Consider the following 11,718-nt stretch of genomic DNA (forward strand, 5'->3'; position numbering starts at 1 on the left):
ACGAACGCGAGCAGACGCTGAACCAGCTGCTGGTCGAGATGGACGGTTTCGAGGCCACCGAGGGCGTCATCCTGATCGCCGCCACCAACCGCCCCGACGTGCTCGATCCCGCGCTGCTGCGTCCGGGCCGCTTCGACCGCCAGATCGTGGTGCCGAACCCCGACATCATCGGCCGCGAGCACATCCTGCGCGTCCATATGCGCAAGGTGCCGCTGGGTCCGGATGTCGATCCCAAGATCATCGCCCGCGGCACGCCTGGTTTCTCCGGCGCCGATCTGGCGAATCTGGTGAACGAGGCCGCCCTGCTGGCGGCGCGCCGCAACAAGCGCGTCGTCACCATGTCGGATTTCGAACATGCCAAGGACAAGGTGATGATGGGCGCCGAGCGCCGCTCGATGGTGATGGGCGAAGAGGAAAAGCGCCTCACCGCCTATCACGAGGCGGGCCATGCGCTGGTCGGCCTGTTCCTGCCGAAATGCGATCCGCTGCACAAGGTGACCATCATCCCGCGCGGCCGCGCGCTGGGCGTCACCATGTCGCTGCCCGAGAAGGATCGCCTGTCGATCTCGCAGCTCGAACTCGAATCCAAACTGGCGATGATGTTCGGCGGCCGCATGGCCGAGGAACTGGTCTTCGGCAAGGAAAACATCACCACCGGCGCCTCCAACGACATCCAGCAGGCCACCGGCCTGGCGCGCCGCATGGTCACCGAATGGGGCATGAGCGACAAGCTCGGCCGCCTGCGCTATTCCGATAACGAGGAAGAGGTGTTCCTCGGCCATTCGGTGACGCAACGGAAGAACGTGTCGGATGCCACCGCGCGCCTGATCGACGAGGAAATCCGCCGCATCATCGACGATGCCGAGAGCAATGCCCGCCGCATCCTGACCGAGCACCGCTCCGATCTCGACACCGTCAGCCTGGCGCTGCTGGAATACGAGACGCTGTCGGGCGACGAGGTGCGGGCGCTGCTGCGCGGCGAGAAGATCGTGCGCGCCGACGACCGCACGCCGACCCCGGGCGGCAGCGATGCCGGCCCGCGCTCGGCGGTGCCGACCTCGCGCGGCGGCAGCAAGCCGGCCGGCGGCGGCCTCGAACCGGAGCCCATGCCGGGCGCATAACGACCGGGCGCGTAAGCGACCCACGCACATCGTCCTCGGGCCCAAGAAGAGTTTACCGGCCGAGGACCTCATGCCGATGAACACGAAAACGCCCGGCTGAAAAGTCCGGGCGTTTTTCTTTTGCCAGTCGCACTCTCTCGCACAGCTCGTCACCCCAGGGCTTGTCCCTGGGGTCCATCCCGATCCTCCGCGCATCGGCTAGCGCAGGTTGGTTTGGGCAGATGGGCCCTCGGAACAAGTCCGAGGGTGACGGTCTTTGGATGATTGGCCGCTCTCTCATAAACCGTCACCCCGGACTTGATCCGGGGTCCATCCCCACCATCCGCGCATCGGAACGCACAAATGGACCCTCGGACTAAATCCGAGGGTGACGGTTTTTTGTGAACGCCCAGACACGTCATCCCCGGGCCACCGGGTCCGTGCAAGGCACGGCCCGGCGGCATGCTTCACGACCCGGGGATCTCAGGCAGGATGAGTAAAGACGTCGATGGAGGGACGCGCCGCGCGCCTATCGCGCGGCCAGAAAATCCGCAATCCAGCGCATGCCGCTATCGTCCGTCGCCGCCGGCTGCGGCGGCAGCCCCGGCGCCGCAGCCTGCTGCGACAGGCAGGCGATCAGGTCGGCCAGATAGGCCCGGCTGAATTCGGGGTGGAACTGCACCGTCAGCACCGGTGCCTCCGTATAGCGCAGCGCCGCAAAGGCGCAGGCCGCGCTGCTCGCCACCACCTCGGTATCGGGCGGCTGCACCACCACCTGGTCCTGATGGAAGGCCGGCATCGCCACTGTGCGCGGCGCCGCGCCGCCGAGGCGGGTGTCATACCGTTCCATGCCGATGCGAAATCCGATGGCGGCTTTCTCCACCCTGCCGCCCAGCGCCTCGGCGATGATCTGGTGGCCGAAACACACGCCCACCATCGGGCGCTGCAGCTTTGCCGCCTCGCGGATGAAATCTTTCAGCCCGGCCATCCAGGGCAGGTCGTCATAGACGCCATGGCGCGAGCCTGGAATCAGCCAGGCGTCGCAGGCGGCCGGATCGCTTAAGGGTTCGCCGCGCACCACGGAGATCGTCTCGAACCGCGCCGAGGGCAGCAGGGGGGCGAGCTGCTGGCGGAACATCTCGGGATAGCTGTGATAGCCCTCACGCAGCGGCTCGGGCACCAGCCCGCATTCAATGATACCGATTTTCATGGATGAGGTTGAGCCCTTTAACTGGCAGCGAACTCTTTTTGAATTATGTCAATAGCGACACATATATCAGCAGCGATGAGTAGTCGTTTGTCTCTCCAATGCTCAATAAATACTCCCGTAACGTGCGTTTCGCTCGGGTTAGATCCGACTTCGTCAAACAGTAACCAAACGGGTGAACCGCTCATTCCTTTAAGACTAGGCGGATTGACGGAAGAACCAAAATCTCCTGCATGTATATCCTTCTCGTCAAAGCTAAGTGCAATATGGAGGTTCTCCCTAAGTCCTAACTCGACGTAAGGAGAGTTGGTGCTTATGCAATAGAACGCATACGGCTTCGATACGAAGGACCGACTTGGAAAGTGATAACGGCTCTTTGAGCTTGGAAAGCCAGTAACTAGGTAGTGTTTTGCCGCCCTGGGAGTTGCGGCAGGCAGCAGCAGGTAAAATGGAAGCGGTGACTTCATAGATGTTCCATTGAGGACAGCATTGAAACCGTCCAATTTAAGAACGCCTGTATCCATACGATCGTTTTTATGGTTGCGATCGAATGAGAGTGTTTTTCGGTATGATCCGACCAGATGTCGAACGGTGCTGTTGTTTATGTAAAAGAATAGGTCGTGATTATCTTCAAGGTCTGAGATGACGTGACCGGCGGTAATTAAGAAAACGTCATCATCTTTGGAAACCAGAAAACCAGTACCGCAAGCTTCAGGCTTGCCATTTTTAACGTTGCGAAAGATTGGGACGACGCAACGCGCTGATTGCTCGCTTATTCGGCTTAATAGGTCCTCCTGATTTTTCTTGCCTCCAAGGTCTGTCACTCACCCCTCCGTCAGCGCCAGCTTCGCGCACCGCGCCACGAGCCTCACCCCGCGCATCCTCACGCCGCCTTCTGCGGCAGCGGTTTTGTCCTGATCGGCTTGGTGCCGTTCTCCAGGTCCCACAGATCGTAGGCATTCTGCTGCCGCAGCCAGACCTCGGCGCTGCCGCCGAACACTTTCGCCAGCCGGAAGGCGATCTCGGCGGTGATGCGGGCATGGCCGTTGATCACGGCGGAAAGCTGCTGCCGGCTGATACCGAGCAGCTTGGCCGCCTGCTGGATTTCCAGCTCATGCGCCTCGATGCAGAACACCTTGACCGACTTGCCGGGATGGGTGGGTTTGCGGGTTCGCTTCATGTCTCGCCCCAGTGATGGTTCCTAGTGGTAATCGACCAGATCGACATCGGTGACGTCTTCGCCCTCGAAGCGGAAGACGATGCGCCAGTTGGCGCTGACATGCACCGCCCAGTAGCCTTTCAGACTGCCCTTCAGCGGGTGCAGCTTGTAGCCGAAGCCGAAATCCTGCGGCCCGGCGGCGACATCGAGGCGATCGAGGATCAGTTCGATCTTCTCCGCCAGCGCCGCCGGCACACCCTTGGCGGCGCCGCTCAGATGCAGGGCGGCCAATCCCTTATGCCGGATGCGCTTCAGCATCGCGTAAAGTAATGCTTGACGCAGCGTATGTCAAGGTATGCTTGACGCCGCGACAGTCGCCGTCACCGCTTCTTCCCCTCATATCTTTTCGAAATCTCCGCCGCCATTTTTGCCCGCGACGTCATCTTGCCGCCGGCGAAGGAGACTTCCGTCACCTTGCCGCGCGCATCGCGTTTCAGCTCCACGCTCTCGCCATGGCTGCCATAGCCGTTGGCCAGCACGATCCGTCCGGTATTGCGCCCGGTCACCGCGATCTCGCTGGCATCGGAGAACGGCATCATGAAGCCCGGCCCGGCCACCAGCACGCGGTCGCCCATCGGCACCAGGTCGCAGGCGCCCCACAGGCCCCACCAGCGGCCACTCCAGCCATCCGTCCGGCCGCGCGCCGCGCCGCGCTGGGCGAAGGTCTGCAGAATCTGCAGGATGCCGTCGACCCAGGGACCGTTCAGCCCGTCGAGCGAATTGCACAGCACGGCGATGCTGAGTCCCTGGCTCGGCACGCAGATGGCGCGCGAAATGAAGCCCTGCAGCCCGCCGGTATGGCCGAACCACTCCCAGCCGTTGAAGCGGCCGATGATGGTGCCAAGCCCGTATTCGCCACCCATGCTGGAATGCGGCACGCTCCACTGCTTGCGCATCAGCTCGCGCCGGCTGTCGATGGAAATCACGCTGCGTTTCGCATCCGGCGAGAGGTGGTTGTAGAACAGCGCCAGGTCGCTGGCCGTGGCGACGAAGCCGCCGACCGGCGCCAATGCATGCAGCGGCTGGTCGCAGGGGATCACCACGCGGCGGCCGAGCAGCAGCCTCCCGCTATGGCCGTGCATCAGGCCGGGCTTCGGCAGCGCGCCGCCCCGTTTCGCGCTGCGGCGCGCCGGCATGTCGGGCAGCGTTTCATCCAGGCCGAGCGGACGCAGGATTTCCGCCGTCATCCAGTCGGCGTAGCGCTGGCCGGTGATCTGTTCGATCACCAGGCCGAGCAGGGCATAGCCGAGATTGGAATATTTGAACCGCGTATTGGGTTCGATCAGCGGCGCGCCCTCCAGGTCGCGCAGCACTTCCTCGGCCGTGGGGAACGGCCGCGTATCGGCGAAATAGCCGCTGTCCCTGCCGTCGCGGCGCAGGCCGGCACTGTGGCTCAGCAGCTGCTGCAGCGTCACGCGCGCGGTCGCCTTGTGCAGCCTGCCGGGCAGATGCTGTCCGATGCTGTCGTCCAGTTTCAGCCGGCCCTGTTCGCGCAGCTTCAGGATGCCGGCGGCGGTGTAGCTCTTGGAATGCGAGGCGACGCGGAAGCGATGGCGCGGCGTCAGCTTTTCGCCGGTCTTCAGGCTGGCGACCCCGAAGGCCTGTTCGAAGATAATCCTGCCATGTCGGGCGATGGCGATGACGCAGCCCGGCCGCTGCCAGGCCTCCATCTGGAACTCCATCCACCGCGGGATGTAATCCAGCGCCGGTTTCAGCCAGTCAGGCTTCATGGCTCACCGCTCCGTCAGCGCCAGTTTCGCCCCCAGCGCCACGAAGGCGGCGGCAAAGCACCGCCGCATCCACTGCATCACGCGCGGCCGGCTCAGCACATGGTCGCGCACAGACGCGGCGAACAGGCCATAGAGCGCGAACACCACGAGCGTCATCGCCATGAACACGCCGCTCATTTCCAGCATGCGCGCCAGCACGGCGGGTTCGTCATGGCTGATGAACTGCGGCAGGAAGGCGAAGAAGAAGATCGAGAGTTTCGGATTGAGCAGGTTGATCACAACCGCCTCAATCGTCACCTGCAGGAACGACGTCTTCTGCGGCCCCCTGCCGGTCAGGCTCAAGGAACCGCGGTCATGCCAGGTCTGCCACGCCATCCACAGCAGGTAGGCCACGCCGGCATATTTCACCGCATCGAACAACAGCGCGCTGGCATGCAGCAGCGCCGCCAGGCCGGTGATCGCGGCGATCATATGCGGCAGGATGCCGAGCGTGCAGCCAAACGCGGCGACGAGGCTGGCCCGGCCGCCCCGGGTCAATCCGGCAGCAACCGTGTAGATCATGCCGGTGCCCGGCGTGGCGACGACGATCAGCGCGATCAGCAGGAAATCGGGGGTCATGGGTTTTCTCCGGGCGTCAGGCGGCCTTGCCGATCCGCAGGTCCACCTGCAGCCCGGCGGCACCGAGCATATTCACCAGCGTGTCGATGGCAAAGAGGTCGATGCGCCCCCGCATCAGGTCGGAGATGCGCGGCTGGGTCACGCCCAGCAGCTTCGCCGCCTGGGCCTGCGTCAGGTCCAGCTGTTCGATATGCTCGCGCAGGGCCATCATCAGCCGCGATCTGATCTTCATATTCTCGGCCTCTCCGGGCGTGGCGGCGATGGCATCCCACACGCTGTCATATCCGGTGCCCTTTTCGGATTGTGCGGTCATGCTCTGCTGTCCCTGGTTCTGCTGTCCCTGGTTCTGCTGTCCCTGGTTCTGCTGTCCCGGGCAATGGCCCGGTAGCGGTGTGCCGCCAGCTCGATATCGGCCCTGGCCGTTTTCTGTGTCGTCTTGCGAAAACAGTGCAGCAAGTAAACCGCCTCCGCGAAGGTCGCGGTATAGATCACCCTGAATGCGCCGCTGGCGTCGCGAATACGGATTTCCCGCACGCCCGCGCCAATCGACGGCATCGGTTTCCAGTCATCCGGATCGCGACCGGCCTGCACGCGGTCCAGCTGGTATCCAGCCTGCTGCCGTGCCACCGCCGGGAAATCCTTCAGATCGGCCAGACTGGTGGCGATGAAGACGATGGCGCGACTGCGGGCTGCGTTCATGGATTATACAAAATTTTGTATGAAAGAGTCCGGAAACTTGCATTCAGGAAGAGAACATGATAAGAACATCATGGGCCAATGTAAAGTCGTTTCCCGCATAGGTGGAGAAATTGGTTAACTTTGTTCCGACGGGGGCCTGACTCGGCAGCGAATGGACCTCAGTCGACCTCATTCGGTATCGAATGGGCCTCACTCAGCACTGAATGGACCTGAGTCGGCATCCAGCGGACCTGACTGGACAGCCGAGGAAATGCTCCGGTATCGGACGAATTCCGGCGCTGACCCTGCAAGCGGGGAAGCCAAACGAACGCCGGCGGGTTAAAACGAACCGAAACGAACCGGAACGAGCTAAAACGAACCCGAACGAGCCGAAACGAACACCAACGAACGCCAACGAAGCGAAACGAACCTCCGCGCATGCCCGCCAGTTCCAGCGAAGCCCTCCGCAGCGCCGTGAAGCCGCCTGACCCGCCGTCGCCGCTGGCCGCGCTGCTGGCGCAGAGCCGCCCGCTGGTCATGGGCATCGTCAATGTCACCGACGACAGCTTTTCCGGCGACGGGCTGAAGGGCGACGCGGCGGCGGCCATCGCCCGGGCCAGGGCGCAGGTCGAGGCCGGCGCCGATCTCGTCGATCTCGGCGCGGAATCGACGCGGCCGGGCGCCGCGCCGGTGCCGTTCCAGCAGGAAATCCAGCGGCTGCTGCCGGTGATCGAGGCGCTGAAACGCGAGGCGCCGCAGGTGCCGATCTCGGTCGATACGCGCAATGCCGCCACCATGCGCGCCGTCGCCGTCTCGGGCGCCCATCTCATCAACGACATTTCCGCGCTGCGGGGCGAGGGCAGCCTGGAAGCGGCCGTCCGCAGCCGCCTGCCGGTGGTGCTGATGCATATGCAGGGCGAACCCGGCAGCATGCAGCAGGCGCCGCAGTATGAGGATGTGGTGCGCGAGGTGCGCGACCATCTCGCCGCGCGCATCGCCGCCTGCCGCGCCGCCGGCATCCCGCGCCACCGCATCCTGCTCGATCCCGGCATCGGCTTCGGCAAGACGGTGGCGCATAACCTCAGCCTGCTGCGCCGGCTCGATGCCCTGGGCGCGCTCGGCTATCCGCTGCTGGTCGGCGTGTCGCGCAAGAGCTTCATCGGCGCTATTGCGCGCGAGCCGGAGGCGGCCCGGCGTCTGCCGGGTTCGCTGGCGGCGGCGCTGTGGTCCGCGCAGCACGGCGCGAAAATCCTGCGCGTGCATGATGTGGCCGAAACCGTGCAGGCGCTCGCCGTCTGGCGTGAAATCTCCGATCCGGCGGATGCCGGCAAAACCCAGTGAATCCGGGCCTTTGTAACAAGGCGTAACAGCACGATTGTGCACGCGGACTCTGCCGCCGGCGACAGTTCTGTGGCATAGTCCCGCGCCAGCACACGTTAACGGGACCGATTCGCATGACCCGCAAATTCTTCGGCACCGACGGCATCCGCGGTCTGGCCAATACCGAGCCGATGACGGCCGCCACCGCGCTGCGCGTCGGCATGGCCGCCGGCGCCTATTTCACGCGCGGCGATCATCGCCATCGCGTGCTGATCGGCAAGGATACGCGGCTCTCGGGCTACATGCTCGAACCGGCGCTGGTCGCCGGCTTCACCGCCGTCGGCATGGATGTGTTCCAGGTCGGCCCGATGCCGACGCCCGCCGTGGCGATGCTGACACGCGCGCTGCGCTGCGATCTCGGCGTGATGATCTCCGCCTCGCACAATCCTTTCCACGACAACGGCATCAAATTGTTCGGCCCCGACGGCTACAAGCTGTCGGATGCCGCCGAAAGCGAGATCGAGGCGATGATCCTCGGCGATGCCGCGCCGGCGCTGGCCGCTGCCGACAAGCTCGGCCGCGCGCGCCGGCTCGACGACGCCGATGGCCGCTATGTCGAATTCGCCAAGGCGACGCTGCCGAAAGGCCGCGCGCTCGCCGGGCTGAAAGTGGTGGTCGACTGCGCCAACGGCGCCGCCTACAAGGTGGCGCCCGCCGTGCTGTGGGAACTCGAAGCCGAGGTGATTCCGATCGGCGTCAAACCCGATGGCTTCAACATCAACCGCGACTGCGGCTCGACGCATCCGCGCGCCCTGCAGGAAGCCGTGGTCGCCCATGGCGCGCATCTCGGCATCGCGCTGGATGGCGATGCCGACCGCCTGGTGATGGTGGACGAACGCGGCGCGGTGATCGACGGCGACCAGCTGATGGCGGTGATCGCCGAAAGCTGGCTGCGCCAGGGCCGGCTCGCCAGGGGCGGCCTGGTCGCCACCGTGATGTCCAATCTCGGGCTCGAGCGTTTCGTGAACGGCCTCGGTATCGATCTGGTGCGCACCAAGGTCGGCGACCGCTACGTGCTCGAGGCGATGCGCGGCCAGGGCTACAATCTCGGCGGCGAACAGTCGGGCCATATCATCCTGTCGGATTTCGCCACCACCGGCGACGGCCTGGTCGCCGCTTTGCAGGTGCTGGCGGCGCTGTGCGAGTCCGGCGAAAAGGCCAGCGCCTTCTGCCGCCGCTTTTCGCCCTATCCGCAGCTGCTGCGCAACGTCCGCCATGCCGGCGGCCGGCCGCTGGAAACGCCGAAGGTGCAGCAGGCCATCGACGCCGCGGAAAAGACGCTCGGCAAGGGCGGCCGCATCGTGATCCGCCCGAGCGGCACCGAGCCGCTGATCCGCGTGATGGCGGAAGGCGAGGACGAGCTGCTGGTGCAGCGCGTGGTCGACGACATCATCACCGCGCTGGAACAGGCGGCATGAAGCCTGAGTCTTCGGCCACGAAATACCGTGGCCGCGTCCTGATCATCGCCGGTTCCGATTCCGGCGGCGGCGCCGGCATCCAGGCCGATATCAAGACCGTCACCGCCCTTGGCGGATATGCCGCCACCGCGATCACCGCGCTCACCGCGCAGGATACCCGCACGGTGCATGCCATCCATGACGTGCCGGCTTCGTTCATTGCATTGCAGCTGCGCGTCGTGCTGCAGGATATCGGCGCCGACGCGATCAAGACCGGCATGCTGCACCGCGCCGATATCATCGAAGCCGTGGTCGATGCGCTGGACCGATATGCGCCGGGCGTGCCGCTGGTGGTCGATCCGGTGATGGTGGCGAAAGGCGGGGCGTCGCTGCTGCAGCCTTCGGCCGCCGAAGCCCTGCGTACAAAACTCATTCCGCGCGCGGCGCTGATCACGCCGAACCTGCCCGAGGCCGAAGTGCTGTCGGGCCTCACCGTTGCCGGCGAGGCCGACATGCCGGCGGCCTGCGAACGGCTGCTGCGGCTCGGGCCGCAGGCGGTGCTGCTCAAGGGCGGGCATCTGCCGGGCGATGTGTTGGTCGACCTGCTGCAGGATGCACGCGGCGCGCAGCGTTTCACCGACACGCGGCTGCACACCACCTCCACGCATGGCACCGGCTGCACGCTGGCCTCGGCGATTGCCACCGGGCTCGCTTTCGGCCTGCCCCTGCGCGAGGCGGTGGCGCAGGCGAGAGCTTACGTGCGCAAGGCGATCGAGACCGCACCCGGCTTCGGCCAGGGCCACGGCCCGCTCAACCATGCGCATACCGTGCAGAGGCGCTAGACGTCTTTAAACGATGGCGTGGCGCGCTTCCGGGCCGCGCTCGATCAGGCCGCGCAGGCGGCGCAGCCCGTCGGCCACCTCGTTGCGGTCGGGCGAGGGCGCCAGCGAGATGCGCACCCAGGGCGGCGGATTGGGCCGGTTATCGAGCAGGAAGGACGTGCAGCTGGCGATGCGCACGCCCTGGCCCAGCGCCTGGTTGGTGAATTCGTTCGGCCGCCACGGATTGGGCAGTTCGAGATAGCAATGCAGGCTGGCCGGATGGCTGCGCATGGTCAGGCCGTCGAAGGCCTCGATGGCCATGGCATTGCGGATCGCGGCTTCCTCGCGCAGGCGCTCGACCAGCATGGCGGCGGTGCCGTCCTCAATCCACTGCCGCACGATTTCCTGGTTCAGCCGGGGATTGTTCACCGCCATGGCATGCAGCGTATCGGCGAAGCGCTCGATCAGCACCGGCGGCGCGGCGATCCAGCCGACGCGCAGGCCCGGCGCCATGCATTTCGAGGCGCTGGTGATGTAGATGGTGCGCTCCGGCGCGAGCGACGCCAGCGGCAGCGGCCGTTCCCGGATCAGGAAGCCGTAGACATCGTCCTCGATGATGGTGAGGTCGTGCTTGCGCGCCACCGCCACGATGGCGGCGCGGCGTTCGGCCGTCATCATCACGGTCGTCGGATTGTGAATGGTGGGCTGGATCAGCACCAGCCGGCTGCCGGTGCGGCGTGCGGCTTCGGCCAGCGCATCGGGACGCATGCCTTCATCGTCCATCGCCACGGCTTCGAGGCGGATCGGCCGCTGCTGCGCATTCTCATGCACCCCGCCATAGGTCAGCGCTTCGACCAGCATGACCTCGTTCGGCATGGTCATCGCGGTCATCACGATGGCCAGCGCCTGCTGGGCGCCGGCGGTGGCAATCACCTGCTCCGGCGTCACCGACAGGCCAGTGCGCGCGATCCATTGCGCCGCCGCGGCGCGATGGGCGGGATCGCCCAGCGTGCGGCTGTAGCCGAGCAGGTTCTGCAATCCGCCACGCATGGCAAGGCGCTGCAGCGAGGTGCGCATGATGTCGTCGTAATCGACCAGGCTCGGTTCGTTGCGCGACAGTTCGATCACGCCCGGCGTGGAGAGGCGGGCGATCTCCTGCGCCGGGGCGAGAATCTCGCTGCGCAGCGACGGGCCGGCGAAACCGTCCGTCGGCTTGACGAAGGTGCCGCGCCCGACCTCACCCGACAGCAGGCCCTTCTGTTCCGCCAGCATGTAGCCGCGGCTGACCGTGCCGACGGTGACGCCGAGCTTCCAGGCGAGATTGCGTTGCGGCGGCAGCTTGGCGCCGACCGGCAATTCACCGGTCTGGATCGCGGTCTCAATCGCCATGGCGAGCGCCTGATAGCGCGGGCCGGGGAATGCTTCGAGATTTGGGGTCCACATTGTCATGGTGACAATATTGTCATTGACCCCATTCATGAGTCAATCAATTATTCAATTGCCCGGATTGACCGGGTTCATTCCTAGAATTCATCCAAAATTGGAGGGGTGTTATGAGTAATTGTATC

General features: G+C 65.0%; 13 protein-coding genes. 4 read left to right on the plus strand and 9 right to left on the minus strand.

The annotated features are described in order from the left end of the window. Nucleotides 1–1,121: AAA family ATPase (locus tag OJJ21_RS04980; protein ID WP_297683753.1), on the plus strand; the 1,121-nt coding region annotated here is incomplete at its 5' end. A 508-nt stretch (nt 1,122–1,629) separates the two neighbouring features. On the opposite strand, the gene OJJ21_RS04985 is transcribed toward OJJ21_RS04980, so the two are convergent. The 8 genes from OJJ21_RS04985 to OJJ21_RS05020 form a co-directional block, all read right to left on the minus strand. Continuing rightward, entirely contained in the window at nt 1,630–2,310 is a 681-nt protein-coding gene (locus tag OJJ21_RS04985) for a type 1 glutamine amidotransferase (RefSeq protein WP_297683755.1), read from the minus strand. Between the two features lie 17 nt (nt 2,311–2,327). Then, on the minus strand, nt 2,328–3,131 hold the full coding sequence (locus OJJ21_RS04990; RefSeq protein WP_297683757.1) for a hypothetical protein: 804 nt from the start codon (nt 3,129–3,131) through the stop codon (nt 2,328–2,330). Between the two features lie 59 nt (nt 3,132–3,190). Beyond that, a complete protein-coding gene (locus tag OJJ21_RS04995; RefSeq protein WP_297683759.1) occupies nt 3,191–3,487 on the minus strand; it encodes a HigA family addiction module antitoxin in 297 nt (98 codons plus the stop codon). 21 nt (nt 3,488–3,508) lie between these two features. After that, complete coding sequence (locus tag OJJ21_RS05000) at nt 3,509–3,784, minus strand: type II toxin-antitoxin system mRNA interferase toxin, RelE/StbE family (RefSeq protein WP_297683761.1); 276 nt, start codon at nt 3,782–3,784, stop codon at nt 3,509–3,511. A gap of 62 nt (nt 3,785–3,846) precedes the next feature. Beyond that, nucleotides 3,847–5,256, minus strand: coding sequence for a serine hydrolase domain-containing protein (locus OJJ21_RS05005; protein ID WP_297683763.1), 1,410 nt, complete (start codon nt 5,254–5,256; stop codon nt 3,847–3,849). A 3-nt stretch (nt 5,257–5,259) separates the two neighbouring features. After that, entirely contained in the window at nt 5,260–5,874 is a 615-nt protein-coding gene (locus OJJ21_RS05010; protein ID WP_297683765.1) for a LysE family translocator, read from the minus strand. 16 nt (nt 5,875–5,890) lie between these two features. Further along, a complete protein-coding gene (locus OJJ21_RS05015; protein ID WP_297683766.1) occupies nt 5,891–6,187 on the minus strand; it encodes an XRE family transcriptional regulator in 297 nt (98 codons plus the stop codon). After that, nucleotides 6,184–6,573 carry a type II toxin-antitoxin system RelE/ParE family toxin gene (locus OJJ21_RS05020; protein ID WP_297683768.1) on the minus strand — a complete coding sequence of 130 codons (390 nt, stop codon included), beginning with the start codon at nt 6,571–6,573 and terminating at the stop codon, nt 6,184–6,186. Before OJJ21_RS05020 ends, OJJ21_RS05015 begins: the two co-directional genes overlap by 4 nt. A gap of 417 nt (nt 6,574–6,990) precedes the next feature. Between OJJ21_RS05020 and folP the strand changes: the two genes are divergently transcribed. From folP to thiD, 3 genes are all read left to right on the plus strand, one after another. Continuing rightward, nucleotides 6,991–7,893, plus strand: a complete 903-nt coding sequence (gene folP / locus OJJ21_RS05025) for a dihydropteroate synthase (protein WP_297683770.1) — start codon at nt 6,991–6,993, stop codon at nt 7,891–7,893. 107 nt (nt 7,894–8,000) lie between these two features. Continuing rightward, nucleotides 8,001–9,350, plus strand: coding sequence for a phosphoglucosamine mutase (glmM, locus tag OJJ21_RS05030; RefSeq protein WP_297683776.1), 1,350 nt, complete (start codon nt 8,001–8,003; stop codon nt 9,348–9,350). Next, nucleotides 9,347–10,171 (plus strand): bifunctional hydroxymethylpyrimidine kinase/phosphomethylpyrimidine kinase, encoded by an 825-nt coding sequence (gene thiD, locus OJJ21_RS05035; RefSeq protein ID WP_297683772.1) that lies wholly within the window; start codon nt 9,347–9,349, stop codon nt 10,169–10,171. The genes glmM and thiD overlap by 4 nt, the downstream gene beginning before the upstream one ends. Nucleotides 10,172–10,177: 6 nt before the next feature. Here the strand turns inward: thiD and OJJ21_RS05040 are convergent, their stop codons facing one another. Then, entirely contained in the window at nt 10,178–11,629 is a 1,452-nt protein-coding gene (locus OJJ21_RS05040) for a PLP-dependent aminotransferase family protein (RefSeq protein WP_297683774.1), read from the minus strand. Nucleotides 11,630–11,718: the final 89 nt, after the last annotated feature.

Source organism: Ferrovibrio sp. (assembly GCF_025869515.1).
Classification (GTDB): Bacteria; Pseudomonadota; Alphaproteobacteria; order Ferrovibrionales; family Ferrovibrionaceae; genus Ferrovibrio.